26 protein-coding genes and 2 tRNA genes are annotated in these 25,254 nt (G+C 71.0%); 22 read left to right on the top strand and 6 right to left on the bottom strand.

Annotated features, from left to right (window positions below; genetic code table 11):
- Positions 1–279 precede the first annotated feature (279 nt).
- A complete protein-coding gene (locus ABFX54_RS15830; protein ID WP_346105473.1) occupies positions 280–1,272 on the bottom strand; it encodes an NAD-dependent epimerase/dehydratase family protein in 993 nt (330 codons plus the stop codon).
- Positions 1,273–1,401: 129 nt separating this feature from the next.
- On the opposite strand from ABFX54_RS15830, the gene ABFX54_RS15825 reads away from it, so the two are divergent.
- The 3 genes from ABFX54_RS15825 to ABFX54_RS15815 are packed head-to-tail and all read left to right on the top strand — an operon-like array spanning position 1,402 to position 4,020.
- Positions 1,402–2,901, top strand: a complete 1,500-nt coding sequence (locus ABFX54_RS15825; RefSeq protein WP_346105471.1) for a glycosyltransferase 87 family protein — start codon at positions 1,402–1,404, stop codon at positions 2,899–2,901.
- Positions 2,786–3,412, top strand: a complete 627-nt coding sequence (locus ABFX54_RS15820; RefSeq protein ID WP_346105481.1) for a TIGR04282 family arsenosugar biosynthesis glycosyltransferase — start codon at positions 2,786–2,788, stop codon at positions 3,410–3,412. The genes ABFX54_RS15825 and ABFX54_RS15820 overlap by 116 nt, the downstream gene beginning before the upstream one ends.
- Positions 3,409–4,020, top strand: a complete 612-nt coding sequence (locus ABFX54_RS15815) for a class I SAM-dependent methyltransferase (RefSeq protein WP_346105470.1) — start codon at positions 3,409–3,411, stop codon at positions 4,018–4,020. Before ABFX54_RS15820 ends, ABFX54_RS15815 begins: the two co-directional genes overlap by 4 nt.
- A 125-nt stretch (positions 4,021–4,145) precedes the next feature.
- Here ABFX54_RS15815 and ABFX54_RS15810 read toward each other — a convergent pair whose 3' ends face one another.
- On the bottom strand, positions 4,146–5,153 hold the full coding sequence (locus ABFX54_RS15810) for a glycoside hydrolase family 11 protein (protein WP_346105468.1): 1,008 nt from the start codon (positions 5,151–5,153) through the stop codon (positions 4,146–4,148).
- Positions 5,154–5,433: 280 nt separating this feature from the next.
- On the opposite strand from ABFX54_RS15810, the gene ABFX54_RS15805 reads away from it, so the two are divergent.
- The 8 genes from ABFX54_RS15805 (at position 5,434) to ABFX54_RS15770 (ending at position 12,440) form a co-directional block, all read left to right on the top strand.
- Positions 5,434–6,342 (top strand): ABC transporter ATP-binding protein, encoded by a 909-nt coding sequence (locus tag ABFX54_RS15805; protein ID WP_346105467.1) that lies wholly within the window; start codon positions 5,434–5,436, stop codon positions 6,340–6,342.
- Between the two features lies 1 nt (position 6,343).
- Positions 6,344–7,048, top strand: coding sequence for an ABC transporter permease (locus tag ABFX54_RS15800; RefSeq protein ID WP_346105465.1), 705 nt, complete (start codon positions 6,344–6,346; stop codon positions 7,046–7,048).
- A 2-nt stretch (positions 7,049–7,050) separates the two neighbouring features.
- A complete protein-coding gene (locus ABFX54_RS15795; RefSeq protein WP_346105463.1) occupies positions 7,051–8,259 on the top strand; it encodes a sensor histidine kinase in 1,209 nt (402 codons plus the stop codon).
- Positions 8,252–8,893: a response regulator gene (locus ABFX54_RS15790; protein ID WP_346105461.1), complete on the top strand. Its 642-nt coding sequence runs from the start codon at positions 8,252–8,254 to the stop codon at positions 8,891–8,893. Before ABFX54_RS15795 ends, ABFX54_RS15790 begins: the two co-directional genes overlap by 8 nt.
- A 113-nt stretch (positions 8,894–9,006) precedes the next feature.
- Positions 9,007–9,552, top strand: coding sequence for a dihydrofolate reductase family protein (locus ABFX54_RS15785; RefSeq protein ID WP_346105460.1), 546 nt, complete (start codon positions 9,007–9,009; stop codon positions 9,550–9,552).
- 115 nt (positions 9,553–9,667) lie between these two features.
- The gene (locus tag ABFX54_RS15780) at positions 9,668–10,213 is read left to right on the top strand and encodes a hypothetical protein (RefSeq protein ID WP_346105458.1); all 546 of its coding nucleotides are present in this window, start codon (positions 9,668–9,670) and stop codon (positions 10,211–10,213) included.
- A complete protein-coding gene (locus ABFX54_RS15775; protein WP_346105456.1) occupies positions 10,206–11,636 on the top strand; it encodes an SRPBCC family protein in 1,431 nt (476 codons plus the stop codon). Before ABFX54_RS15780 ends, ABFX54_RS15775 begins: the two co-directional genes overlap by 8 nt.
- A 132-nt stretch (positions 11,637–11,768) precedes the next feature.
- Positions 11,769–12,440 (top strand): flavin reductase family protein, encoded by a 672-nt coding sequence (locus tag ABFX54_RS15770; RefSeq protein ID WP_346105454.1) that lies wholly within the window; start codon positions 11,769–11,771, stop codon positions 12,438–12,440.
- A gap of 10 nt (positions 12,441–12,450) precedes the next feature.
- Here the strand turns inward: ABFX54_RS15770 and ABFX54_RS15765 are convergent, their stop codons facing one another.
- From ABFX54_RS15765 to ABFX54_RS15755, 3 genes are all read right to left on the bottom strand, one after another.
- A complete protein-coding gene (locus ABFX54_RS15765) occupies positions 12,451–12,954 on the bottom strand; it encodes an NUDIX hydrolase (protein ID WP_346105452.1) in 504 nt (167 codons plus the stop codon).
- A gap of 80 nt (positions 12,955–13,034) precedes the next feature.
- Positions 13,035–13,778, bottom strand: coding sequence for an ABC transporter permease (locus tag ABFX54_RS15760; protein ID WP_346105451.1), 744 nt, complete (start codon positions 13,776–13,778; stop codon positions 13,035–13,037).
- Entirely contained in the window at positions 13,759–14,700 is a 942-nt protein-coding gene (locus tag ABFX54_RS15755; RefSeq protein WP_346105450.1) for an ATP-binding cassette domain-containing protein, read from the bottom strand. Before ABFX54_RS15755 ends, ABFX54_RS15760 begins: the two co-directional genes overlap by 20 nt.
- 244 nt (positions 14,701–14,944) lie before the next feature.
- On the opposite strand from ABFX54_RS15755, the gene ABFX54_RS15750 reads away from it, so the two are divergent.
- From ABFX54_RS15750 to ABFX54_RS15700, 11 genes are all read left to right on the top strand, one after another.
- Positions 14,945–16,375, top strand: a complete 1,431-nt coding sequence (locus ABFX54_RS15750; RefSeq protein WP_346105448.1) for a GH25 family lysozyme — start codon at positions 14,945–14,947, stop codon at positions 16,373–16,375.
- A 43-nt stretch (positions 16,376–16,418) separates the two neighbouring features.
- Positions 16,419–16,946, top strand: coding sequence for a C40 family peptidase (locus ABFX54_RS15745; RefSeq protein WP_346105447.1), 528 nt, complete (start codon positions 16,419–16,421; stop codon positions 16,944–16,946).
- 76 nt (positions 16,947–17,022) lie between these two features.
- The gene (locus ABFX54_RS15740; protein ID WP_106243794.1) at positions 17,023–17,253 is read left to right on the top strand and encodes a transposase; all 231 of its coding nucleotides are present in this window, start codon (positions 17,023–17,025) and stop codon (positions 17,251–17,253) included.
- Positions 17,254–17,292: 39 nt separating this feature from the next.
- Positions 17,293–17,365: transfer RNA gene (locus ABFX54_RS15735), tRNA-Thr, on the top strand.
- Positions 17,366–17,744: 379 nt separating this feature from the next.
- Positions 17,745–17,818: transfer RNA gene (locus ABFX54_RS15730), tRNA-Met, on the top strand.
- A 70-nt stretch (positions 17,819–17,888) separates the two neighbouring features.
- Positions 17,889–18,053 carry a 50S ribosomal protein L33 gene (gene rpmG / locus ABFX54_RS15725; protein WP_019632658.1) on the top strand — a complete coding sequence of 55 codons (165 nt, stop codon included), beginning with the start codon at positions 17,889–17,891 and terminating at the stop codon, positions 18,051–18,053.
- A gap of 198 nt (positions 18,054–18,251) precedes the next feature.
- Positions 18,252–18,701 (top strand): MaoC family dehydratase N-terminal domain-containing protein, encoded by a 450-nt coding sequence (locus ABFX54_RS15720; protein ID WP_346105445.1) that lies wholly within the window; start codon positions 18,252–18,254, stop codon positions 18,699–18,701.
- Position 18,702: 1 nt separating this feature from the next.
- The gene (locus ABFX54_RS15715; protein ID WP_346105444.1) at positions 18,703–19,131 is read left to right on the top strand and encodes a MaoC family dehydratase; all 429 of its coding nucleotides are present in this window, start codon (positions 18,703–18,705) and stop codon (positions 19,129–19,131) included.
- Between the two features lie 168 nt (positions 19,132–19,299).
- On the top strand, positions 19,300–20,394 hold the full coding sequence (locus ABFX54_RS15710; protein ID WP_346105442.1) for a hypothetical protein: 1,095 nt from the start codon (positions 19,300–19,302) through the stop codon (positions 20,392–20,394).
- Between the two features lie 11 nt (positions 20,395–20,405).
- Positions 20,406–21,443, top strand: a complete 1,038-nt coding sequence (locus ABFX54_RS15705; protein ID WP_346105440.1) for a UDP-N-acetylmuramate dehydrogenase — start codon at positions 20,406–20,408, stop codon at positions 21,441–21,443.
- Between the two features lie 256 nt (positions 21,444–21,699).
- Positions 21,700–22,272 (top strand): TMEM165/GDT1 family protein, encoded by a 573-nt coding sequence (locus ABFX54_RS15700; protein ID WP_346105438.1) that lies wholly within the window; start codon positions 21,700–21,702, stop codon positions 22,270–22,272.
- Between the two features lie 40 nt (positions 22,273–22,312).
- On the opposite strand, the gene ABFX54_RS15695 is transcribed toward ABFX54_RS15700, so the two are convergent.
- The gene (locus ABFX54_RS15695; RefSeq protein ID WP_346105436.1) at positions 22,313–25,165 is read right to left on the bottom strand and encodes an ATP-binding protein; all 2,853 of its coding nucleotides are present in this window, start codon (positions 25,163–25,165) and stop codon (positions 22,313–22,315) included.
- Positions 25,166–25,254 lie beyond the last annotated feature (89 nt).

Here is a 25,254-nt window from a genome sequence, read left to right as displayed (position 1 = left end):
GAAACCGCGCGCGGGCTCGTGCACCACCCGCGCGCCGAGGCCGGCGGCGACCTCCGCCGACCGGTCCGTGCAGCCGTTGTCGACCACGATCGGGCGGTAGCCGGCGGGCATGCGCCCGAGCACCCAGCCGAGCGCGTCCTCCTCGTTCAGGCAGGGCAGAATCACGTCCACCGTCATGATCGGCGGGCCTCCTCGTAGCGCGATGGGGATCGGATCGGGTCTCGGGACTCGTTCAGGATCGAGCCTCGGACTCGTTCGGGCGGGGCTCGGGGGCGGGCGTCACGACCAGGCGAACTCCTTCACGCCCGCCTCGAAGCCGATCTCGGCGTGGAAGCCGAGCTCGGTCCTGGCCCGTGCGGCCGAGGCGACGATGTGGCGGACGTCGCCGAGCCGGTAGGCGCCGGTCACCACCGGATCGGGCCCGCCGCGCTCGGCCGCCAGCGCGGCGGCCATGTCGCCCACGGTGTGCGGGGTGCCGGAGGCGACGTTCCAGGCGCGCAGCTCGCCGGCCGGGACGGTCGCCGACACGGTCGCCGACATGGCCGCGAGGTTGGCTCTGGCCACGTCCCTGACGTGCACGAAGTCACGCCGCTGGCGGCCGTCCTCGAACACCTTCGGCGCCCGGCCCGCCTCCAGCTCGGAGCGGAAGATCGCGGCCACCCCGGCGTAGGGCGTGTCGCGCGGCATGCGCGGCCCGTAGACGTTGTGGTAGCGCAGCGCCGCCGCGCTCGCGCCGGTCTGCCTGGCCCAGTTGGCGGCCAGGTGCTCCTGCGCGAGCTTGCTGGTGGCGTAGGCGTTGCGCGGGTCGGGCCGGGCATCCTCGTCGATCTCCACGCAGGCCAGCGGCGCGCCGCAGCGTGGGCACGGCGGCTCGAACCGGCCGTGCTCCAGGTCGTTCACGGTCCGCGGCCCCGGACGTACGTCACCGTGTTCCGCGCACTCGTAGCGGCCCTCGCCGTAGATCACCATCGAGGACGCCAGCACGAGCCGGCCGATCCCGTGCCTGGCCATGGCGGCGAGCAGGACCGCCGTGCCGTACACGTTGACGCCGGCGTAGCCGGGCAGGTCGGAGACGTCCACGCCGAGCCCGACCTTGGCGGCCTGGTGCACCACGACGTCCGCGCCGGGCAGCAGCCCGTCGAGGACGGCCGGGTCCTGGACGTCCTGGCCGGTGCGCAGGTCGAGGCCGACGACGTCGTGACCCGCCGCCTCCAGGGCCTCGGCCACGTGCCCGCCGATGAAACCGGCCGAGCCGGTGACCAACACTCTCATGCCGCCGACGCTAGGCCGCGGGCCCGCTCGCGGTAAGGGACGTTCGCAGTTCGTAAGGCTTCTTACGGAGATCGAACGGAGAGCGACGGAGCGACCGCGAACCTGCGCGTGGATGCGAGGCTGCCGCCTGTGAGCCGGAACACGTTAGCGACGGGGGCGGTGCTCATCCTCCTGGCGGCCACCGTGGCCGGGATGGTGACGGGGCCGCCCCGCCTTGGCTGGTACCTGCCGGCCTGGGCCCTGTTCTGCGCGGCTCTGTGGCTGGCCGGGCGGGTGCCGGAGCGGCGGCTGACCGCGCTCGTCGTCGCCGGCGGGATCCTGCTGGCCGCGACCGGGCTGGTGGCGCCGCCGAGCAGCAGCACCGACTCCTTCCGCTACGCCTGGGACGGCAAGGTGCAGGCCGCGGGCATCTCGCCCTACGACCACCCGCCGTCCGACCCGGCGCTCTCCGGGCTGCGTGACGGATGGCTCTTCCCCGCTGACTGCGCCGGGCCCGGTCTCTACCCGCTGCCGGACGGCGGCTGCACCCGGATCAACCGCCCCACCGTGCCGACGATCTATCCGCCGCTCGCCCAGGGCTACTTCCTGCTGGTGCACTGGCTGTCGCCGGAGGGGTCGCGGCACAAGGTCCTCCAGCTCGGCGGCTGGCTGATGGCCGTGCTCACGCTCCTGACGCTGTGCCGGCTGGCGGGCGCGCGGCGGGCGGCGATCTGGGCGTGGTGTCCCGCCGTACCGGTCGAGGCGGTGAACAACGCGCACGTAGACATGGTAGGCGTGCTGCTGGTGGCGCTGGCCTTCTGGACCGTACGGGGGCGCGGCAAGCCTCTGCACGTGCGGGGGCTCTGGGCGCGCGGGGCCCTGCTGGGCGGTGCCGTGGCGGCCAAGCTGCTGCCCGCGACGGCGCTCGTGGGCTCGCTGTCCGGCGTGCTGGCCAGCGGGGCGCCGGGCGGGGCGGGCGGCGTGATCGGCGCGGCGGCGCTGGTGCTGCTGCTCGGCGTGGTGCTGCCCGCGACGGCCGTGGTCGTGCTGTCGTACGTGCCGTACGTGCTGGCCTCGGGCCCCGCGGTGGCGGGTTACCTGCCGGGCTACCTCCAGGAGGAGCGCTACGAGGGCGGCGGCAACCGCTACCTGGTCCTGCGGCTGCTCCTGCCGGACGCGTGGGCCCCGTACGCGGCGATCGGGCTGCTGGCGCTGGTCATCCTGGCCGTCCTGCGGTACGGCCGCCAGGAGCGGCCCTGGCAGGGCGCGCTGGTGGTCAGCGGCGCGCTGCTGCTGCTGTTCACCCCCGGCTACTCCTGGTACGCGCTGCTGGTCGTCGCGCTGGCCGCCAAGACCGGCCGGTGGGAGTGGCTGGGCGCGGCCCTGGCGGGCGCCATCGCCTACGTCGACGGCCCGATGGGCGCCGGCACCCTCGCAACCGTTTTCTACGCCGCGGCCGTGGTGGCCGTGCTGATCGGCTGGGCCGTACGCCGCCCCGTTGAAAGGACTGAGCACGCTGAGCAACCCCGATCATCTGCCCCAGATCCTGATCATCGCCAAGGAACCGGTCCCGGGCCGGGTCAAGACCCGGCTGACCCCGCCGTTCAGCCAGGAGGAGGCCGCGGCCCTGGCGCTGGCCTCGCTCCGTGACAGCCTGCGGGCCGTGGCCGCGACGCCGGCCGCGCAGCGGGTGCTGGCCCTGGACGGTCTGCCGGGCGGCTGGCTGCCGGAGGAGTTCGCGGTGATCCCGCAGCGCGGCGACGGCCTGGACGAGCGCCTGGCCGCGGCGTTCTCCGACACGCACCGGCTGCGGCCGGGGCCGGTCGTCCTGATCGGCATGGACACCCCGCAGGTCACGCCGGAGCTGCTGAGCGAGGCGGGGGAGGCGCTGACGGAGCACGACGCGGTCTACGGCCCGGCCGCCGACGGCGGGTGGTGGCTGCTCGGCCTGCGCAGGCCCGACCCGGAGCTGCTGCTGGGGGTGCCCATGTCGCATCCGGAGACTGGCAAGTTCCAGCTCGACCGGCTGGACCGCGCGGAGCTGACCGTGCACCAGTTGCCCGAGCTGATCGACGTCGACACGGCGGCGGACGCCGCCGCCCAGGCCGCGCAGGCGCCCGCGTCCTGCTTCGCCGCCGAGCTGAGGAGGCTGGGCCGATGATCGGCGAGCTGTACGCAGACGCGCTCGCCGGAGAGAGCGCCGAGATCGAGTACGTGGACGGCACCCGCGTCACGCTGGAGGCCGCGCGCTGGTTCGAGCCGATCGACGGGGACGAGGAGCTGCTGAGCCGGTGCGCCAGCCCGACACTCGACATCGGCTCAGGCCCAGGACGGCTGACGGCGGCGCTGACCCGGCGCGGCGTCACCTCGCTCGGCATCGACATCACGCCCCGCGCCGTCGCCCTGACCCGCCGCGCCGGCGGCTTCGCCCTGCTCCGTGACGTCTTCGACGACATTCCCGGCAGCGGCCGCTGGGCCACCGCGCTGCTCGCCGACGGCAACATCGGCATCGGCGGCAACCCCGAGACGCTGCTGCGCCGGGTCAGGCAGCTCATCCGGCCCGGCGGCACGGTCCTGGCCGAGGTGGCGCCGCCGGGGACGCGCAGCCGGGTGGACCGGGTCCGGCTGCGCAGAGGGCAGCTGGCCGGCGAGTGGTTCGGCTGGGCCACGGTCTCGGCGAGCGACCTCGGGCGGGTCGCGCGGGCGGGCGGCTTCGACGGCGCCGACCACTGGAACGCGAACGGCCGCTGGCTGGCCCGCCTGTACTGACCCGGCTCAATGGGGACGGCGCTTGATGGAGACCGGGCTGATCGGGACAGGAACTGAGGGGGTCGGGGCATGCGGCTGGCGCGGCGGTGGTGGGCCGCCGCGCCGCCGGACGTCCGCCCAGAGGGTCAGCTCGCGCTACAGGAGACCGTGGGCCAGGTGTAGTTGCCGTTGTGCTGGATCGTCACCCCCCAGTTGTTCCCGCTGCCGTTGGGCTGGGCGCTCAGCACCTGGGCGCTCGGATAACTGGCACTGATGTTCCAGGTGGCCAGCACCTTCGCCGGGGACGGCACGTTCATCGTCACGGTCCAGTTGCTCGAACCGCTGACGGCGACGTTGAGGTTGTACCGGTCGCTCCACTGCTGACCGGCGGAGAGCGTCGCGGTGCAGCCACCGCCGCCGCCCCCTCCGCCCCCTCCGCCCCCACCGCCACCACCACCGCCGCCTCCGCCACCGGAGCCGCCGATCGTGATGTTGGAGCTGCCGCTGCTCTGGTAGCCCTCGGTCGCCATGATCATGTAGTCGTGGTTGCCCAGGCTCATCCCGTTACGGGCCCAGGCGTCGAAGTGGTTGCCCGCGGTGATGGTGCCGCCGGTCCGCTTCGACTGCCGTACGCTCCAGTACTGGTTGAAGGTCCTGGTGCCCTCGATGGAGGGGGCGTTGTAGCGGGTGGTCTGGTAGATGTCGTACGTGCCGCCGTCACTGGTGACCGTGCCCTTGTAGGTCCCCGTGGGCCGGTAGGTGCCCCAGTTGTCGACGATGTAGTACTCCACCAGCGGATTCCTGGTCCACCCGTAGAGGGTCAGGTAGGCGTTGCCCGACGGGTTGAAGCTGCCCGAATAGCTGACGGTCCTCCGCCCGCCGGGGTTCCAGCCCTTGCCGGCGACGAAGTTGCCGGTGTTGCGCCAGGACGTGCTGTAGTTGCCGCCCGATCCCAGCTCCATGGAGACCGTTCCGGCGCTGTCGGTCCAGAACGAGTAGAAGTAGCCGTTGTTGGTGCCGGTCTGGTTGGAGGTGATGGGGGCCGCGTGGGCGATGCCGGGCGTCATCGCCGTGGCCGCGACCAGGGCGACGACGCAGGCCCGGCTGACGAACCGTCTGAGGCGGCTCTTCGGGTGAGCGGGGGAGTCGTTCATGTGACGGTGCTACCTCCCGTCGATGTCGAAACTATCGGCATTTCGGCGAAAGTATCGGCCCGGTTTCCGGAGGCTGTCAACGGACTCAGCCTGGGTGTGCGATCCTGCTCTGGTCAGGGCCGGATCGACCTCGTGAAACTTTCAGCAATGCCCCGAAACTTGCCGCACCGTACATACGTGTCAATCAACCGAACGGTGGGTTCCGGAATCCGCCACGACCACCTCTGACGGTGGCCGCCGGGTCGATTCGCGCGGAACGCCGCCGGAAGATCCTTGAGTCATGGCAGTCATCGAGGTCAAGGGCCTCACCAAGAGGTACGCGGGTCAGACGATCCTGGACGGGGTGTCGTTCTCCGTGGACGAGGGCGAGATCTTCGGCATCCTCGGCCCCAACGGCGCGGGCAAGACCACCACCGTCGAGTGCGTCGAAGGGCTCAGGCGGCCCGACAGCGGATCCGTCCGCGTGCTCGGGCTCGATCCCGGCAGCAACAGGGCGCTGCGCGAGCAGATCGGCGTGCAGTTGCAGCACACCCAGTTGCCGGAGAACATCAAGGTCTGGGAGGCGCTCGACCTGTACGCCTCCTTCTACGCCGCCCCGCGCGACTGGCGCGAGCTGATCGAGCAGTGGGGCCTGGCCGACAAGCGCGACGCCCGCTTCGGCAAGCTGTCGGGCGGCCAGAAGCAGCGGCTGTTCATCGCTCTCGCGCTGATCGGCAACCCGCGGGTGGCCTTCCTCGACGAGCTGACCACGGGCCTCGACCCGCAGGCGCGCCGGGCCACCTGGGAGCTGATCAAGCGGGTCCGCGCCGGCGGCGTGACCGTGGTGCTGGTCAGCCACTTCATGGACGAGGTCGAGGAGCTCTGCGACCGGGTGGCGGTGTTCGACCAGGGCCGCATCGTGGCCGTGGACACCCCGGGCGGGCTCATCGAGGGCACCGGCGCCGAGCACCACATGAGGTTCACCCTGATGACGCAGGCCGACCCGAACGAACTGCTCGGCGACGTGCCGGGGGTGTCGGGCGTGGCCAGGGACGGCGACCGGGTGGTCGTCACCGGCAGGGGCGACTTCGCCACCGCCGTCACGGCCCGGCTCGCCCGCCACCACGTCCTGGTCAGCGACCTGCGGATCGACAAGCGCACGCTCGACGACGCCTTTCTCGCCCTCACCGGCCGTACCTGGGAGAACTGACATGACCGCACTCGCCAAACTCACCACCGTCGAGCTGAAGCTCCTGGTCAGGGAGCCGGGCTCGCTGTTCACGGTGCTCATCCCGCTGTTCATCCTGGTCGTCTTCGGCAGCTCGATCGAGCCGGGTGACACCGTGCTGCTCCCCATGGCGCTGGCCATCGCGGTCGGGCTGGTCGGGCTCTACATGCTTCCGACGACGCTGGCGACGTACCGGGAGAGAGGGATCCTGCGCCGGCTCTCCACGACGCCGCTGCGGCCGGGGAACATGCTGGCGGTGCAACTGCTGCTGCAAGTGGTCCTCACCGCCGTCACCTGCGGGCTGCTGCTGGCCGTCGGCGTGAACGCGCTGGGCGCGCGCCCGCCGGGCGCGGCGTGGGCGGTCGTGCTGACGTTCGTGCTCGGCACGGCGGCGATGTTCTCGATCGGGCTGCTCATCGCCGCCCTCGCCGCGAACGGGCGCAGCGCGAACGGGATCGGCGTGCTGCTCTACTTCCCCATGGCCTACCTGGCCGGGCTGATGCAGCCGGTGAACCAGATGCCGGAGGTGCTGGCGCGCATCGGTGCGTACACTCCATTGGGCGCCTTCCGGCAGTCGTTGCAGGACGTCTGGGCGGGAGGCACGCCGAGCCTGCCGCTGCTGGCCGTGATGACCTGCTACGCGGTGGTCCTGAGCGTTGCCGCGGCCAGATTCTTCCGTTGGGAGTGAGCGTGACGAGGCTGGACCGGTGGGAGCGGCAACTGCAGCGGTACGTGAGCCTCGTCCCCTACCTCCTGCTCGTCGTCGCCACCGTGCTCTACCTGCTCACCGAGCAGCGCGACACCTGGGCCGAGCGGCTGGTCACGCTCGGCCTGGCGGCGCTCGCCGCCGCGTGGATGGGCCTCATGTCACGCGGCCCGATGAAGGCCCTGTACGTCACCGGCCTGATCGTGGTGATCGCGGTGCTGAGCCTGCGGGGCGTCTGGTTCGCCAGCTTCTTCGGCTTCGTCGGGTACCTCCACTCCTGGCAGTACCTCCGGGGCGGGTGGCGCTTCGCGGGAGTGAGCGCCACGGCCGCCGCCACCGTCGCCGCCTACCGCGGCGGCCTGCCCGAGCCCACCCCCGCGAGCATCCTCACCTACCTGTTCTTCACCGCCGCCATCGTGGCCCTGGTCGGCCTGTTCAGCTTCGTCGGGGAGATCACCGCCGAGCGCAGCGCCGAGCGGAAGAGGATGGTGACCCGGCTGGAGGAGGCGATGCGGGAGAACGCGGGCCTGCATGCCCAGCTCCTGGTCCAGGCCAGGGAGGCGGGGGTCATGGACGAGCGGCAGCGGATGGCCGGCGAGATCCACGACACGCTCGCGCAGGGGCTGACCGGCATCATCACCCAGCTCCAGGCCGCGACGCAGGTCAGGGACGACTCGGCCGCGCGTGAGCGGCACATCGGCAACGCCATGCGGCTGGCCAAGGAGGGGCTGTCCGAGGCCCGCAGGTCCATCCACGCCGTCGGTCCCGGCCCGCTGGAGTCCGCACCGCTGCCCGACGCCCTCGCCGAGGTCGCGGCCGAGTGGTCGGCCCTGAACGCGGTTCCGGCTGAAGTGCACACGACTGGTACGGTCCGTCCCATGCATCCCGAGGTCGAGGAGACCCTGCTGCGCACGGCCCAGGAGGCGCTGGCCAACGTGGCCAAGCACGCGGGGGCTGGTCGGGTCGGGCTGACGCTGTCGTACATGGAGGACGTGGTCGCGCTCGACGTGCGCGACGACGGCGCCGGCTTCGACCTCGAACGGGTACGCGAGGGCGGCGGCTACGGCCTGACCTCGATGCGCCGGCGGGTGACGAGGCTGGCGGGCGAGCTGGAGATCGAGTCGGAGCCCGGCGCCGGCACCGCGATCTCCGCCAGCGTGCCCGCCGTGCCCAGGGAGGCGCCACGTGACTGAGACCCCCGTCCGGCTGCTGATCGTCGACGACCATCCCGTCGTGCGCGACGGCATCCGCGGCATGTTCACCGGCGACCCGGGCTTCGAGGTGCTCGGCGAGGCGGGTGACGGGGCCCAGGCCGTGGACCTGGCCCGCGTGCTCGACCCCGACGTCATCCTGATGGACCTGCGGATGCCGCGGATGGACGGCGTCGCGGCCATCAAGGAACTGGCCAGGCTGGGGGTGCGGGCTCGCGTGCTCGTGCTGACGACGTACGACACCGACAAGGACGTGCTGCCGGCCGTCGAGGCCGGCGCGACCGGCTACCTGCTCAAGGACACGGGCCGCGACGAGCTGGTCCGCGCCGTGCGCGCGGCGGCCAGGGGCGAGGCCGTGCTGTCGCCTTCGGTGGCCACCCGGCTGCTCGGCCAGGTTCGCGCCCCTGCCGACCCGCTGAGCGGGCGGGAGCTGGAGGTGCTGCGCCTGATCGCCGACGGCGCGACCAACCGCGAGGCCGCCGCCCGCCTGTTCATTAGCGAGGCCACGGTCAAGAGCCACGTCCTGCACATCTACGCCAAGCTCGGCGTCAACGACCGCGCGGCGGCCGTCGCGGTCGCCTTCCGGCGGGGCCTGCTCAGTACCGACAAAGACTGATATCCGCATCCACTGGTTCCCTCTCTGAGGCGATCTGGCGGGTGTCGTTTCTGTACAAGACCCCGACTGCCCTCACGGCCTAGCCTCCCTGCGACGACAGAGGAGCAGGAGCGATGGCTAAGATCATTTCGAGTTTCTTCATCTCCGTGGACGGCGTGGTCGAGTCCCCGGACCAGTGGCACTTCCCCTACTGGGACGACGAGATGGGCGCCGTGGTGGAGGCCGGCATGGCGAGCGCGGGCGCGATGCTGATGGGCCGCAAGCTGTACGACGAGTGGTCCGCGTACTGGACGTCGACGGAGCAGGACCAGGAGGTCGCCGCGATGTTGAACCAGGCACGCAAGTTCGTCGTGTCGAGCACCCTGACCAGCGCCGACTGGAGCAACACCACCGTCGTCTCCGGCGACGTCGCCGCCCGGCTGCGCGAGCTCAAAGGCGAGATCGACGGCGACATCCAGATGTCCGGCTCCGCGACGACCGTGCGCTGGCTGCTGGCCAACGGGCTGCTCGACGAGCTGAACCTGCTCGTCCACCCGATCGTGGTCGGCCACGGGCAGCGCCTGTTCGAGGGCACCCCGACCCACCCGCTGAAGCTGACCCACTCCGCGACCTTCAAGACCGGGGTGATCCACGCGATCTACGCGCCGGCCGAGGGCTGAGGTCCTACCGCGCAAAATATGTCCAAGTTTCCACCTGTTGATGATTCTTCGTCCCTTTCCAGGGCAGGCCACGGTCGAGTGACCTGGTCGTGGCCATGGGGAAGGAACGCCGATCATGTCGAACACGCTGCGGATCGCTTGTGCCGTGCTCGCCGGCTACTACCTCGGACGGCGCAAGAAGCTGCGCATGGCCGCGGCCCTGGCCGCCGCCGGGCTGGTCGGCCGGGTCAAGGGCGGGGGCCTGCTGGCGCAGGGGGTCAAGGTGCTGGGCTCGTCCCCGGAGGTCGGGCAGCTCACCGACCGGCTCCGCGGCGACCTCATGGAGGTGGGCAAGGCCGCGGCCGTGGCCGCCGCCGGCAGGCAGATGGACTCCCTGAGCGACAAGCTGCACGAACGCGCCGAAGCCCTGCGCACCCCCGGCGACGGCGAGGCGACGCGGAACGGGGAGACCAAGCCGCGTGGTGACGCCAAGCCGGGCGGTGATGCCAAGCCGCGTGGTGATGCCAAGCCGGGCGGTGACGCCAAGCCGCGTGGTGACGCCAAGCCGGGCGGTGACGCCAAGCCGCGTGGTGACGCCAAGCCGCGTGGTGATGCCAAGCCGGGCGGTGATGCCAAGCCGGGCGGCGAGGCGAAGTCCACGGGGGTGAACGGCCATGGCTGAGGAGAGGACGGGCAGAGTCGGCAGCACGGTCGGCGCGGCCGGCCGGGGCCTGGGCGGGGCGGCCAAGAGGGCCACCGGAGCGGCGAAGGACACCGCGGGAAAAGCAGCCGGAGCGGTGCAGGGCACGGCGGAGAAAGCGGCGGGAGCCGCGAAGGACGCCGGTCAGAGCGTGGGAGGAACGGCCAAGGCGGCAGGACAGGGGCTGCTCGCCGCACTGCCCACGGAACGGCTCACCCAGGAGGCACAGAACCTGCTGCACGCCGCGGGCGCCCGGCTGCTCGCCAAGGCGGGCGACAAACTTGAGGGCCTCACCGGCCGGCTGTCGGAGTACGCGGAGAGCGGCGGCGAAGGCGGAAAGGGCCTGATCGGCACGCTGACCGGCTCGGACAAGTCAGGCGGCGGGATCATGGGCGAAGTCGTCAAGGGCGGCCTCAAGGGCGGCCTCAAAGGCATCATGCAGAAGATCACCGGCGGCAAGGGCGCAAAGGGCGGCTTCGGGAAGGTCACCAACATCGTCGAGACGATCGACGTCGGAGCGCCCCGCCGCCTGGTATACGACCAGTGGACCCAGTTCCAGGACTTCCCGACCTTCATGAAGAAGGTGGAGACGGTCAAGCAGGAGTCCGACGAGGACCTGATGTGGAAGGCGCAGGTCTTCTGGTCGCACCGCGACTGGAAGGCGCACATCATCGAGCAGCTTCCTGACCAGCGGATCATCTGGCGGTCCGAGGGCCGGAAGGGCTACGTCGACGGGGCGGTGACGTTCCACGAGCTGAGCGAGGACCTCACCCGGATCCTGGTGGTGCTGGAGTACCACCCGCAGGGGCTGTTCGAGCGTACCGGCAACCTGTGGCGCGCCCAGGGACGGCGGGTCCGGCTGGAGCTCAAGCACTTCAGACGGCACGTGATGGCGCACCTCCTGCTGAATCCCGACGACCTAGAGGGCTGGCGCGGCGAGATCCGCGACAGCGAGGTCGTCAAGGATCACGAGACAGCCATGGAGGAGGAACGCGCCGCCCAGGAGGAAGAGGGCACCGAGGAGGGCGAGGAAGAGGGCACGGAGGCGACCGGCGAACGCGCGGAAGCCGAGGAGGGCGAAGGGGAAGAAGAGGGCGAAGAGGAGGAAGGCGAGGAGCCGGAGGAGCCGGAGGAGAGCGAAGGTGAGGAGGCCCGCCAGGCGACGGCCGAAGAAGAGGAGGGCGAAGGCGAGGAGGCCCGCCAGGCGACCGCCGAAGAAGAGGAGAGCGAAGAGGGCGAGGAGCCGGAGGGCGGCGAGGGCGAAGAAGGGGGAGAAGAGGGCGAGGCCGCTGAGAAGCCGGCGACCGGAAAGCAACGGACCTGGGACAAGCCCACACCCCGCTCAGGCCGTTCCCCGAAAATGCCGCGCCGCATGCCGATCCGGCGCCGCCGCCGATCCGAGTAGGCCCGAGGCCCGAGCCCCGAGCCCCGAGCCCCGAGGACCCGCATCCGAGGCTCGCGGCCCGGCGCCCGAAGGTCGAAACAGAGGTCCGAAGGTCGCCAGCGCGGCCCGCCGGGCCGGCCCGACAGTGGACGTATGAGCACTGCCGCCAACCCGCACATCCCCCTTGAGCCGAACATCCTCTACTTCGGCACCCCCGTCGTCCTGGTCTCCTCCATGAACGAGGACGGCACGCCCAACCTGGCCCCCATGTCGTCCGCGTTCTGGCTCGGCTGGCGGGCGATGCTGGGGTGGGGCGCACGGTCGAAGACGGCGCAGAACCTGCGCAGGACCGGCGAGTGCGTGCTGAACCTGCCGTCCGACGCCCTCGCCCCCGCCGTCGACCGGCTGGCGCTGACGACCGGGTCGGACCCCGTCCCCGAGGGCAAGGCGCGGCGCGGCTACCGGTACGCGGGGGACAAGTTCCGGCGGGCCGGGCTCACCGAGGTGCCGTCGGAGACGGTGAAGGCGCCGCGTGTGGCCGAGTGCCCGGTCGCCATGGAGGCCGTGGTCGAACGCTGCCATCCGGTGGGCGACGAGGGCGGGGTGCTGGCGTTCGAGGTACGGGTGCAGCGCGTCTGGGTGCACGAGGAGATCCGCCTGCAGGGGACCGGCGATCACATCGATCCCGACGCGTGGCGGCCGCTGATCATGAGCTTCCAGAAGTTGTACGGACTGGGCCCCCAGGCGCACCCCTCGACGCTCGCGCGGATCCCCGAGCGTCTCTACCGTCCCGACGAGGACCTCGAACGCGCCCGCAACGCCTGACAGAAAGGGGCTAACCCGTCAGCAGGGCCAGCCAGGTGCGTCCGGCGCAGACGCGTTCGATCTCCGAGCGGGTCAGCCACTCCGCATGGGTGCTCTCCGACCCGGCGGGCGGCCGCGTCGGGCCGCCCGGCCCTGGCAGCGTGGCCCGGAACATCGCCATGTACGCCAGCGCCGGATACCGGTAGGAGGCGGGCGGCGGCTCCAGGAGTTCGATGCGCTGCCAGGCGAAGATCGACAGGGCCGAGGGCGGCAGGCGCAGGCCGGTCTCCTCGCACAGCTCCCGGGAGGCCGCGTCCACCGCGCTCTCGCCCGGCTCCAGGTGGCCGCCCGGGATGTCCCAGCCGCGTCCCTCCCGGCCGACGCGCGTCATGAGCGTCCGCCCGGCCTCGTCCGACACGAACGCGAACGCCGACGTCGTCCGGTCGCCGGGAGGGAGGGACTCGGAGAGGATCACGTCGAGGCGGTGCGCCACCGGGATCCAGGGCACCGTCTCGGTCGCCAGCACGAAGGTCATGACTCACTGTCATTCGCGCGGGAAACGCTGTCAAAGCGGGCCCCCGGATGCCGAGCGGGTAGGTGCCTGGCGCGGGCGCGTCAGACGGCCTGGCGCAGGGCGCGGTTGCCCAGGTAGAGACCGGCCGCGGCGACGGCGCAGGCGGCGGCGGTGCCGTACAGGACCGAGGGTGAGGCCAGGTCGCCGGCGAACAGGGCCCGCTGCGCGTCGACGACGTAGGTGATCGGGTTGAGCCGGCCGGCGGTCTGCAACCAGCCGGGCGCGGTCTCCAGCGGGAGCAGAACGCCGGAGAGCAGCAGCAGCGGGAAGACGATCGACTGGCTGACGATGTAGAACAGGGTGCCGCCGGGCGCCGACTTGATGGCCAGCACGAGCGAGAACGCGCCCAGCCCCACCCCGAAGAGCACCAGTTGCGCCAGGCCGGCCAAAACTCCGGCCGCGTGCAGCTCGAAGCCCAGCGGGATCGCCAGGGCGATGATCAGCACCGCCTGCACGAGCAGGGTCAGCATGGCCTTGGCGCTCTTGCCGACCAGCATCGCGGTGCGGTTGAGCGGCGTGACCAGCAGCCGCTCCATCGCGCCGCCGATCAGCTCGACCAGCAGCGTGTAGCCGGCGCTCATGGGCCCGGTCAGGCACATCATGACCAGGATCCCCGGCACGAACCACTGCCAGGACGAGCCCACGGCCCCGTCCAGCAGCGACCCGAACAGGAACAGGAACAGCAGCGGCTGCCCCATGTCGAACAGCAGCCCGGTGGGGTTGCGCAGGCTCGGCCGGAACTCGCGGGTGAAGACGGTGGCGGTGTCACGCAGGAATGTCGTCATCGGTGAGGCTTCTCCCGGTCAGGGTGAGGAACACGTCGTCGAGGGTGGGGCGGATGGTCTCGGCGGTCTTGACCTTCACGCCGGCGGCGTCGAGGCCGCGCAGGTAGTCGGGCAGCGCGGCGGTCGCGCCGGCGACCCGGAGGCGCACGGTGACGCCGTCCGCGCTGCCGCCGCCGAGCTCGGCGGCCCGCGCGGCCTCCCGCTCCGTCGCCGTGGTGATGACGATGTGGTCGCCGGCCAGGTCGTTCTTGAGCTGCTCCGCGGTGCCGTCCGCGATGATCAGGCCGCCGTCGATGATCACCACCCGTTCGGCCATGCTGTCGGCCTCCTCCAGGTAGTGGGTGGTCAGGAACAACGTCGTCCCGTACGTGTCGCGCAGGCGCAGGATGTGCTCCCAGATCTCCGCGCGGCTCTTCGGATCGAGGCCCGTCGAAGGTTCGTCGAGGAAGAGCAGGTCGGGCCGGTGGATGAGGCCCAGGGCGATGTCCAGGCGGCGGCGCTGGCCGCCGGACAGCGTGCCGGGCACCCGCTTGGCCAGCGGCGTCAGGTCGAGCAGGTCGAGCAGTTCGTCGGCGCGGGCGGCCGCCTCCCTGCCGCGCAGCCCGTAGCAGCGGCCCTGGGTGACCAGTTCGTCGCGGACGTGGAACTCCTCGCCCGCGCTGTTGCGTTGGCCGACGTAGCCGATGCGGGACCGTACGGCGGCGGGGTCGGCGGCCACGTCGTGACCGGCCACGGTGGCGGTGCCGGAGGTGGGCGGCAGCAGGGTGGTGAGCATGCGCAGAGTGGTGGATTTGCCGGCGCCGTTCGGCCCCAGGAAGGCCACGAGCTGGCCTGCCTCCACGTCGAGGTCGATGCCGCGCACGGCTTCCACGGTCTGCTTCTTCATCGTGAACACTCGGGTCAGGGCCCGGGCATGGATCATGGTCGGCCTCCTCCAGGCATGGCGAAGAAACCCCTGGTCGGGGGCGTTTCGAAGGATCGGACCAAGTTTGTGCAGCTTCGACCGGCTTTGGCAAACGTGAACGTGACTTACACATACGGCTCTGACCTGCGAGAACGTTGTCGCGGACGATCTTGGCCGGGAACGAATTTCCACCCGCTGATCTGCGGTTTCCGCACCACGTCCGCACGAATTCTGCACACGCCTCTGTCACCATGCTGATCATGTGCGAACGCGTCGTCCTCGTAACGGCCTGCCGGGGTCGGGCAAGTCCACGCCGGCCCGCGCGCTGGGCCGCGAGCTCGGCTGGCCCGTCCTGAGCAAGGACGCGATCAAGGAGACCCTGGCCGACACCCTCGACCGCCCCGGCGGGGTCGGCGAGGCGGAATGGAGCACCGCGCTGGGCCGGGCCGCGGCGGAGAGCCTGTGGACCCTGCCGGCCACCGCCGGGCGCGGCGCGGTGCTGGAGAGCCCCTGGCCGGCGGGTGCGGCACCCTGTGCACCGGGACCCCTTCGTCGGGGACGAACGATGGCGGGAATGGGCGGCGGGCGCGCGACCGCTGGCTCTCGGGCCCGTGTATTGGCTCGATACCGAAAAAGAGGTGGAAATTTCCGGGCTTGCGGAATTGTGCAGGGCTCCGCAATGATCTGCGGCGTGAAACGTCTGTGGTTATACACGGTAATTGCCACGATTGGCATGACCGGCGTCGCCCACGCGGCCGAGGTGCCCGGGGTCGACGTCAGTAACTGGACCGGTGAGATCGACTGGGCCGCGGTGGCCTCAGGCGGCGGGAAGTTCGCGTTCGTGCACGCCACCGAGGGGACGGACTATCGCAGCCCCAGTTTCGAGGCCCAGTTCAGTGGCGCGGCGTCGGCGGGTCTCGTTCGCGGCGCCTATCACTTTGCGCAACCGCATGAATCCGATGGGACCGCCCAGGCCGACCATTTTCTGCGGAACGGCGGCAACTGGATGAGCGACGGCCAAACGCTTCCCGGTGTTCTCGATTTGGAGGACAACCCGTACAAGGACACCAACGGCAAGAACAACTGTTACGACCTGTCCGCCGCGGACATGGTCACCTGGATCAAGGACTTCACCAAGAAGTACCGGGCGGCCACCGGCCGGCACGCGATCATCTACACCACCACGAGCTGGTGGCAGACCTGCACCGGCAACACCACCACGTTCAAGTCGAACCCCCTGTGGCTGGCCCGCTGGGGCTCCGAGGTGGGCGAGCTGCCGAAGGGGTGGAAGAAGCACACGTTCTGGCAGTCGGCGGAGAAGGGCACGCTGGCAGGCGGCCAGAACGTCTTCAACGGCTCGGAGTCGCAGCTGAAGTCGCTGGCCAACCCGCCGGCCGAGGTCAGGGTCGGAGGCCGGGCCGTGAGCAGGAAGTCGTACACGGTCACGATCTCCAACACGGGCCCGCACCCGGTCAAGGACGTCAAGCTGACGGGGCGGACGTTCGGCGGGCAGCGCGTGGTCAAGGCGCCGGGGTGCACGTTCAGCGGCACCGCCGTGAACTGCCGGATCGGGGAGCTGCCGCTCGGGCGGAAGAAGACGTTCACGATCACGACCAGGCCCAGCAGGTCCAAGGGCACCGTCGGCCTGAACGTGACGGTGGGTTCGGTGAAACTCGTCCTCAAAGCCCGATAAGGCAGGATAAATACCGAAGGCTGGGACTTCGGGGGGTGTGGGAATGAAACGGCGGTCAGCGGCGGCGGCAGCGCTGCTCCTGCTGACCGCCACGGCGTCGGTGCCGCTGGGGCTGTCCGTGCCGCCGCTGGTCGTCAGGATCGCGTACGAGATCGAGCGGTACGGCATCGTGTACTCCTGGGGCGGCGGCCACGGCGTGGACCCCGGCCCCTCCAAGGGGACGTGCAGGGGCTACCGGGGCAGCATCAGGCCCTGCCCGGCCGCCAGGACGCGCGGGCTCGACTGCTCGGGCTTCACCCGGTGGGTCTACGCCCTGGCGCACGGCGAGGACGTGCTCGGGCCGGGCAACACCGACGACCACTTGCGGAAGATGCGTCGCGTCCGCGAGCCCAGGCCCGGTGACCTGGTCTTCTTCGGCAAGGTCGCGAAGCGCTCGGTCAGGACTCACCACGTGGGCGTCTACCTGGGCGGCGGGCAGATGATGAACGCGCCGGAGACCGGGGCCGTGGTCAGGATCGACACGATCAAGAAAAAGAAGGACTTCGCCGGCTTCTACCGATACCGACGGTGATGCCTGCCGGTTCGGTATGCCGGTAACGCGAGTGACGCGGCGAAATTGACGGATCCCCCGGCTAATGTGTGCGGCTATGGAGAGGCGATGGGTCGGCCTGGACGGCATTGAAGTCGTGGGCGCCCTGCGAGCCGGGCGGCAGGTGCTCCGGGTGCGCAGAAACGGGTGGGTGGTCGCCGACTGCACCTCTGTGGCGGAGGTGGCCAGGCACGTCGATCTGGCCGACCTGTGCGAGGTGATCGAGCTCGCGCCCCGGCGCGGCGCGACGCCGCGGGCGACCGCCGGAACGAGTTCGCATCATGGCTGAGCGCCGTGTATGGTTATGCCTGTCCGCAGCGCCGGACAGGCCCCTATAGCTCAGTCGGCAGAGCGTCTCCATGGTAAGGAGAAGGTCAACGGTTCGATTCCGTTTGGGGGCTCGCACACTGAACAGGCAAAACGCCCGGTCCGAGTAACTCGGAGCCGGGCGTTTCTGGTTCTCCGGGACGTGTCTCGGGTTCTCCGGGACGTTGCGCGCGAGTGCGGCGACGGAAGGGTCACGGCGCTTCGCCGGGGGCCTCATCCTCGGGGAAGCGGCGAGGGCCGCCGTGGCGCCACCAGGCAGGCTGCCGGTAGTCCTTTGAGAGCTGCTACGCTGACCGTGCTCGTATGGGGGGCGGCAGGGGGGCTGCCGCTTATTGATTTCGGTTGCGGGGCCTTCCTGAGGCATACTGGGAAGCACCCCGCCCGACCGGGTGAGTTACTAAGGTGCTCACCGTGTCGGGTATCCTCTACGGGCCGGGTCGATTCCGGCCCAAAGGCGGAGTAGCTCAGTCAGGCAGAGCAAACGGCTCATAATCGTTGTGTCGCCGGTTCAAGTCCGGCCTCCGCTACTGCCCCATCCCAGGTCACCGGCCTGGGTACGGGCGTGTCCATGTCCCGAACGTAGAAAGGCACTCCCAAGTGGCTGCCACCGACGTTAGGCCGAAGATCACGCTGGCCTGCCAGGAGTGCAAGCACCGCAACTACATCACGCGGAAGAACCGGCGCAACGACCCGGATCGGCTTGAGCTGAAGAAGTACTGCCCCAACTGCCGCTGCCACCGCGCGCACCGCGAGACCCGCTAGGGTCCAGGGCAGGGCTGCTGGCCCACTGTTTTCATAACGCACAACCGGCGTCCCCTAGCAGGGCGCCGGTTTGTCGTGTCTGCGTGTCCCTCCGCCGGCGTCCTGGGCAAAAACCAGACCATCACCAGGGACAGCCGAACCTTGTTCTGTTAGCGTCGGCCTCATCAGCCGCCGGGACGGACAAGCGAGGGAGCAGCGATGGCCCTGAATCGTGACTTCGTGGGCAGAACCTATCCGCCCAGTGCCCCGTACGAGGTCAGCCGCGTGAAGATCAGGGAGTTCGCCGCCGCGATCGGCGACCACAACCCGCTCTACCGCGACCAGGAGGCCGCCCAGGCCGCCGGATACCCCGACGTGATCGCGCCACCCACCTTCCCCATCGTGTTCAGCCTGACGAGCGGCGGCGGGGCGCTGGTGGACCCCGACCTCGGGCTCAACCTGGCCATGGTCGTCCACGGCGAGCAGCGCTTCGAGTACACCCGGCCGGTCCACGCCGGCGACCGGCTCGTCATGACCTCCACGATCACCGACATCCGCACCGCCGGGCACAACGAGCTGCTCACGGTCAAGAGCGACGTGCGGACGGTCGAGGGTGAGCCGGTCTGCGTGACGTACAACACGATCGTCGAGCGCGGAGGTGCGGGCTGAGATGAGTGCCGCGGTGAGGTACGACGAGGTCGAGGCGGGGCAGGAGATCCCGGCCGTGGACTACAACGTGCGCCGGCTCAACCTGGTGATGTACGCGGGCGCCTCCGGCGACTTCAACCAGATCCACTGGAACGAGCGCTTCGCCAAGATGGTGGGCCTGCCCGACGTGATCGCGCACGGCATGTTCACGATGGCACAGGCCGGGCGGTTCGTCACCGACTGGGTGGGAGATCCCGGCGCGGTGGTGGACTTCGGGGTGCGGTTCTCCTCGATGGTGGTCGTGCCCGACGACGACCAGGGGGCCACGGTCACGGTCAGCGGGGTCGTGGAGGAGAAGCTGGAGGACAAGAAGGTGGTCATCGGGCTGACCGCCAGGTCGGGCGACGCACGGGTGCTGTCCAAGGCCCGCGCGGTGGTCCAGCTCACCTGACCGCGTGCGGTGGTCCAGCTCACCTGACGCGAAGCACACCTGACCGGCCGGCCCCGGCGCACCCAGCACCCCGGTGATATTGCGGACGGCTCTCGGGTAGCGCGTGTCCGTATGAGTGATGTTGTGCGAAAGGTCTGGCCCACCGTTCGATCGATCCCCGTCTCCGCCGTGACCGACACCAAGCCGCCGGGGCACCTCAAACCCGCGCGGATCGACCAGGTGGCCGGGACCGCCGGCACCGGCCGCGACACGGCGGGCGGCGCCGGTGAGCCCGGCGCGGACGACACTCCCATGCCGGTGACGGCGACGGGGGTCGGCACGGCGGGCACCAAGCGGAGGAGCACGAGGAGCGCGGGGGCCGGCGCCGCGAGGACGGGCGCGAGCCCCGACCCCGCGGCCGAGCTGGGCTTCTCGGGCGACCCAGGCCGTCACGGCGGCCAGGACGACGGGATGTTGCACGCCCAGCGCGCCTGGGACGCCTCGCTGGCCACCAACCGCCTGGACGACCAGGGCGTGATCCTGGAACGGCAGCGCGTGGAGACCAGGGGTGTCACCGCCGCTGTCGGGCTGCTGGTCGACGGCTGGCCCGAGGACGTCAGGCGCTGCGTGGAGTCGGTGATCGAGCACACCGGCGCCCACGTGCTCGCCCTCGATCTCGGAAACGTGGACGGCGCCGGCGACGTGCTGGCCGAGCTGGCCGAGCGCCACCCCGAGCGGATCACCGATTGGCACGTGAGCGAGACACCGCACTGGCGGGGCGGCACCGCGACCTGGGGCGAGAGCCGGGCCAAGCTGCTGCGGCTGGACGAGTCCGAGGTGCACGTGCTGATGGAGACGAACGTCGTGCTCCGCGGCGACGCGCTGACCCCGCTGATCGCCGCGATCGTCGAGGGCGCGGTGGCCGCCGGATGGAGAGGGCTGAGCCCGGTGGCGGCGGAGGAGCCCGAGCCGGGCCGGGAGAGCACGGGAGAGGTCGGCCCCAGGACGGTGTGGCGGGAGGCGGCTCCCGGCACGGTACGGGCGCTGAGCGGCGAGCTCATCGCCGTGCGCAGGGCCCAGGCGTTCGGCGCGCTGCCCGAGGACGCCCGCTACGGCAGGTACGCCGACCTGGAGCTCTCGCTGGTCCTGCCCGGCCGCCTGGTCGTCCCGCACCGGCCGCTGCCGGTGACGCTGCTGGGCCGGCACGACGTGGCCGGCGACTACGCGGAGCGGGAGTCCCGGCGCAACTACGACGGGGTGCTGCGCAGGCTGCGCGCCTCATAAGCTGTCTGGTCATGGAGAACCTCGCGTCGTACACCACGCTGAGCCTGGGCGGGCCCGCCCGCGAGTTCGCCGAGGCCACCTCGGCCGAACAGCTCGTGTCCCTGATCGCCGATGCCGACAGGAACGCGGTGCCCACGCTGGTGCTGGGCGGAGGCAGCAACGTCGTGGTGGCAGACGAGGGGTTCGACGGGCTGGTCATCAAGGTCGCCACCGAGGGCGTGACCATCTCGCGCGACGGCGAGCAGGCCGTCGTGACGGTCGAGGCGGGCGAGGACTGGGACCGGCTCGTGGGCCGCGCGGTGGCCGAGGGTTGGTCCGGCATCGAGTGCATGTCCGGCGTGCCGGGCCAGGTCGGCTCGACGCCCATCCAGAACGTCGGCGCGTACGGCCAGGAGGTCTCCCAGACCGTCAGATGCGTACGCGCCTACGACCGGCTCACCCGGCAGGTCGTCGACCTGGAGGCGCGGCAGTGCGGCTTCTCCTACCGCGACAGCGTCTTCAAGCGCGACCTGAGCCGCTACGTCGTGCTGGCGGTGACCTACGCGCTCGACCTGTCCGAGTTGTCCGGCCCTGTGGCGTACGCGGAGCTGGCCGCGCGGCTGAACACCGTGGCGGGGGGCCGGGTGCCGCTCGCGCGGGCCCGTGAGACCGTGCTGGCGCTGCGGCGGGGCAAGGGCATGGTGCTCGACCCCGACGACCCCGACACGAGGAGCGCGGGCTCGTTCTTCACCAACCCGATCCTCACGGCGGAGGAGGCGGAGGAGCTGGCGGTGCGGGCTCCCGGGCATCCGCGCTGGGACGTGCCGGGCGGCCTGATCAAGGTGCCCGCCGCCTGGCTGATCGAGCAGGCCGGCTACCCGAAGGGCTACGAGCGGGGCCCGGCCCGCATCTCGACCAAGCACACGCTCGCCCTCACCAACCCCACGGGCCGCGCCACCACCGCCGACCTGCTGGCCCTGGCCAGGGAGGTGCGCGACGGCGTACGCGAGAAGTTCGGGGTCACGCTGGTCAACGAGCCGGTCCTGGTGGGCTGCACCCTCGGCGACTAAGCACCCTGGGGACTGGCACCCGGGAACAGGCACGGCCTGACGCCTGTTATGGTGATGCGGAATTACCGAAGGGGAGTAGTCCCAATCGCGTGGTCGACACACTGGCGCTTCACCGCGCCCGGTCACGCGGGCCTCAGACGGGCGGACGAGACCTTCGGCCTGGCAGTCATGTGGACAAAGACGCTGCCGGGCCGAAGTCGTGCCCGAAAAACTCCCCGGGCTCCTGCTTCCGGCCCGGTCGCGCGGAAGAGGACCGTTGGAAGCGTTCTGGATCAGTCTCGCCGTCATCTTCGTGGCCGAACTGGGCGACAAGAGCCAGTTGATGGCGATGACCTTCGCGACCCGTTTCAAGGCCTGGCCCGTGCTGGCCGGCATCACGATCGCGACGACCGTCGTCCACCTGCTCAGCGTGGCCGTGGGCGGCCTGATCGGCGGCGCGCTGCCGACGACGGCCATCACCGTCGTCGCGGGCGTGGCCTTCCTCGCGTTCGCCGTGTGGACGTGGCGGGGCGACGAGCTGACCGAGGAGGAGTCGAAGAAGGCCCAGCGCACCACCAGGAACGCCCTGATCGCGGTGACCGTGGCGTTCTTCCTGAGCGAGCTGGGCGACAAGACCATGCTGGCCACCATCACGCTGGCCACCCAGCACGACTGGGTGGGCACCTGGATCGGCTCGACCGTCGGCATGGTGGCCGCGGACGCGCTGGCCATCGTGGTGGGGCGGCTGCTGGGCAAGCACCTGCCCGAGAAGGTCATCCGGTACGGCGCCGCCGCCGCGTTCGCCGTCTTCGGCGTCGTGCTGCTGGCGGAAGCGCTGATCCAGGGCTAGGACAGCGCTGATCCAGGGCTGGGACAGCACTCGTCCAGTTCTAGGACAGCAGGGACAGCCGGTGGGCGGCCGCGGCGGCCTCGCCGCGCGTGGTGACGCCGAGCTTGCCCAGAATGTTGGACACGTGCACGCTCACCGTCTTCGCCGAGATGAACAGCTCGCCCGCGATGTCGCGGTTGGTGCGGCCCTGGGTGACCAGGCGCAGCACCTCCAGCTCGCGCGGCGTCAGCAGCTCCGACGGCTCCTGCGCCTCCTGGAGGCCGCCGACCCGGCGGGCCAGCACCTCGATCTCCTCCACCAGCGGGGTCGCCCGCAGCGCCTTGGCCAGCGGCAGCGCGGCCTTGAGCCGTACCGCCGCGCCCTCCCTGTCGCCGGACGCGGCGGCGACGGAGGCGGCCCGCAGCAGGGCCTTGGACTGGTTGTGCGGGCGCTGGAGCCGCTCCCAGGCCGCCGCCGCGGCGTCGAAGTCGCCGGAGTAGGACAGCCGGTACGCCTTCACGACCGGCCCGATGACCGACAGCATGCCGGCCACCTCGGCGGCCTGGGCGCGCAGCGCGGCGGTCCGTTCCGGCTCGGTGTCCTGGGCGGCGTCGCAGACGATGCGCAGCAGCGCGAGCAGCCGCCAGCCCAGCATGGCCTTGCTCGACTGCTTGGGCTGCGAGAGCACCTGCTCGGCCACGCCGAGCGCGGCGGCGGGCTCGCCTCTGGTCAGGTGCCAGCCGATGAGCAGGCGGGCATTGCTGATGATGTCCTGGACGAACTCCTCAGGACGGTTCTTGGACACGCCGACCTCGGCCAGAATGCCCTCGACGAGCTGCAGCTCGCCCCTGGCCAGGGCGATGTCGGCGCGCACACGCAGCAGGCTGTAGCGGGTGCGCAGCACGGGCCCGTGGCTGAGCGCGGTCTCGACGATCTCGATGGCCTCGTCCCAGCGGCCGAGCGTCTCCAGCACCTCGGCCCAGTTGTTGGCGATGAACAGGCCGCTGCCGCGCAGGCGTCCGTACTTCTTGGCGACCGTCCAGCCGTGCTCGGCCATGCGCAGGGCGTCGTCCTGGCGCCCCATGTCGAGCAGCCCGTCGATGTTGTTGCCCATCGCCCGGGTGATCAGTTTGCCGGCGCCCTCCTCGCGGCCGATGGTCAGCGCCTGCTCGTTGATGGCGATGGTGGTCTCGATCTCGCCGTTGAGCGAGTGGCCGAGCGCCAGGTTCATCAGCAGGTCGCCTTCGAGGCAGCGGTCGCCGTTCTCCCTGACCCAGCGCAGGCCCTCGATGATGAGCTCGTTGGCCTCCTCGATCTCGCCGCGCAGCATCAGGTGACGGCTGAGCGGCGTGACGACCTCGGCCCGGTCGAGGCTGTTCTCGGGGACGAGCCGCAGCGCGTGCCGCAGGTCGTCGATGACGCCCGCCTGCCCCTTGGAGTTCTTCAGCCCGGCCCTGCGCACGATGAGCTGGGCCACGCGGCCGGGCTCGCGGGTCTCGTCCAGCTGCGACAGCGCGGCCTTGACGAACTTGCTGGCCTTGTCGACGTCGCCGCCGGCGTTGGCGGCCTCGGAGGCCCGCTCCAGCACGGCGGTGTGGTCGCAGCCGATCAGCTCGGCGGCGCCGGGCACCCGGTCCCAGAGCGTGAGCACGCGTTCGAGCAGCGGGACCGCCTCGGTGTAGGCGAACGCCTTGGACGACTTGCGGGCCGCCTCCCAGGCCGAGATCAGCGCCCAGCGGTCGTTGCGGGCGCCGTACCAGTGGTGGGCCAGCTCGACGGCGGCCCGGTCGGGCGGGACGAGCGTGCGGTCCTTGGAGATCTCCTCGGCGAACCTGCTGTGCAGGCGCTGGTGCTCGCCCGGCAACAGCTCGTCGTGCACGGCCTCGCGGATGAGCGAGTGGCGGAAGACGTACGCGCGGCTGTCGGCGATCTGCAGGACGTTGCCCATGATCGCGGGACGGAGCGCGGTCTCCAGCTCGACGTCGGACAGGCCGCTGACGGCGGCCAGCAGCGCGTGGCCGACCCGGTTGCCGCCGGCGGCGGCGACGCGCAGCACGCGCTGGGTCTCCTCGGGCAGCCGTTCGACGCAGCCGAGGATGAGGTCCTGCATCGAGTCGGGGAACGTGCACTCGTCGCCGCTCTCCAGCATGGCCTCGACGAACAGCGGGATGCCCTCGCTGCGCTCGTAGACCGTGTCCACCTTGCCGTAGGCGGGGGTGCGGCCGAGGATCGCGGTCATCTGCTGGGCGACCTCGTCCCGCGACAGGCGGGGCAGGTCGAGGCGGTGCACGCCGTGGACCCGGCCCAGCTCGGCCAGCACCGGCCTGAGCGGATGCTGGCGGTGCAGGTCGTCGGAGCGGTAGGTCATGACGATCAGGACCTGCGGCGTGTGCAGGTTGCGGCTGAGGAAGGCGATGAGGTCGCGGCTGGACCGGTCGGCCCAGTGGATGTCCTCGATGACCAGGATCGTGGGGCGGTGCTCGGCGAGGCGTTCGAGCAGGCTGAGGAACTGCTCGAAGAGCCGGGCGCGACCGGTCTCCGTCTCGCCGTCGCGGCTGGGCTCACCGAACTCGGGCAGCAGCCGGGCGAGGTCGCGTTCTGCTCCCTCCGGCAGCAGCCCGGCGACGGCGGCCGGGCCCTGCTCCCTGACGAGCTGGCGCAGCGCGGCGGTGAACGGCGCGTAGGCCAGGCCCTCGGTGGACAGCTCGACGCAGCCCCCGAACAGCACGTGGGCGCCCTCGGCCGCACGGCTCTCGGCGAACCGCTGCACGAGCCGCGTCTTGCCGACCCCGGCCTCGCCCCCCAGCAGGACCGCCGTGACCGTGCCCTTGATGGCCTCGTCGAAGCTTTCGGACAGAGCCGCCAGCTCCTCTGCCCGTCCGACGAAGACGGGACTCACCGAACGTCCCCGCATGTCATCCAGCATGCCATCCCACATCCGCTGCTTTCGACGGTTTTTGGAGCACTTGCAGGGCTTTATGGGGCCCGTGCGACCCGGCCGCG

Origin of the sequence: Nonomuraea maheshkhaliensis (assembly GCF_039529435.1) — a bacterium.
Taxonomy (GTDB): Bacteria; Actinomycetota; Actinomycetes; order Streptosporangiales; family Streptosporangiaceae; genus Nonomuraea; species Nonomuraea maheshkhaliensis.
The sequence above is the reverse complement of the archived record's forward strand: the minus strand, read 5'-3'. Positions and strand labels throughout refer to the sequence as shown.

Excerpts from the sequence above, each read along its gene's own strand:
- ABFX54_RS15830 (WP_346105473.1), bottom strand. The coding sequence starts at position 1,272 with ATGAGAGTGTTGGTCACCGGCTCGGCCGGTTTCATCGGCGGGCACGTG.
- ABFX54_RS15815 (WP_346105470.1), top strand. The coding sequence starts at position 3,409 with ATGATCGGCGAGCTGTACGCAGACGCGCTCGCCGGAGAGAGCGCCGAG.
- ABFX54_RS15810 (WP_346105468.1), bottom strand. The coding sequence starts at position 5,153 with ATGAACGACTCCCCCGCTCACCCGAAGAGCCGCCTCAGACGGTTCGTC.
- ABFX54_RS15805 (WP_346105467.1), top strand. The coding sequence starts at position 5,434 with ATGGCAGTCATCGAGGTCAAGGGCCTCACCAAGAGGTACGCGGGTCAG.
- ABFX54_RS15800 (WP_346105465.1), top strand. The coding sequence starts at position 6,344 with ATGACCGCACTCGCCAAACTCACCACCGTCGAGCTGAAGCTCCTGGTC.
- ABFX54_RS15785 (WP_346105460.1), top strand. The coding sequence starts at position 9,007 with ATGGCTAAGATCATTTCGAGTTTCTTCATCTCCGTGGACGGCGTGGTC.
- ABFX54_RS15780 (WP_346105458.1), top strand. The coding sequence starts at position 9,668 with ATGTCGAACACGCTGCGGATCGCTTGTGCCGTGCTCGCCGGCTACTAC.
- ABFX54_RS15775 (WP_346105456.1), top strand. The coding sequence starts at position 10,206 with ATGGCTGAGGAGAGGACGGGCAGAGTCGGCAGCACGGTCGGCGCGGCC.
- ABFX54_RS15770 (WP_346105454.1), top strand. The coding sequence starts at position 11,769 with ATGAGCACTGCCGCCAACCCGCACATCCCCCTTGAGCCGAACATCCTC.
- ABFX54_RS15765 (WP_346105452.1), bottom strand. The coding sequence starts at position 12,954 with ATGACCTTCGTGCTGGCGACCGAGACGGTGCCCTGGATCCCGGTGGCG.
- ABFX54_RS15760 (WP_346105451.1), bottom strand. The coding sequence starts at position 13,778 with ATGACGACATTCCTGCGTGACACCGCCACCGTCTTCACCCGCGAGTTC.
- ABFX54_RS15755 (WP_346105450.1), bottom strand. The coding sequence starts at position 14,700 with ATGATCCATGCCCGGGCCCTGACCCGAGTGTTCACGATGAAGAAGCAG.
- ABFX54_RS15745 (WP_346105447.1), top strand. The coding sequence starts at position 16,419 with ATGAAACGGCGGTCAGCGGCGGCGGCAGCGCTGCTCCTGCTGACCGCC.
- ABFX54_RS15740 (WP_106243794.1), top strand. The coding sequence starts at position 17,023 with ATGGAGAGGCGATGGGTCGGCCTGGACGGCATTGAAGTCGTGGGCGCC.
- ABFX54_RS15720 (WP_346105445.1), top strand. The coding sequence starts at position 18,252 with ATGGCCCTGAATCGTGACTTCGTGGGCAGAACCTATCCGCCCAGTGCC.
- ABFX54_RS15715 (WP_346105444.1), top strand. The coding sequence starts at position 18,703 with ATGAGTGCCGCGGTGAGGTACGACGAGGTCGAGGCGGGGCAGGAGATC.
- ABFX54_RS15705 (WP_346105440.1), top strand. The coding sequence starts at position 20,406 with ATGGAGAACCTCGCGTCGTACACCACGCTGAGCCTGGGCGGGCCCGCC.
- ABFX54_RS15695 (WP_346105436.1), bottom strand. The coding sequence starts at position 25,165 with ATGCGGGGACGTTCGGTGAGTCCCGTCTTCGTCGGACGGGCAGAGGAG.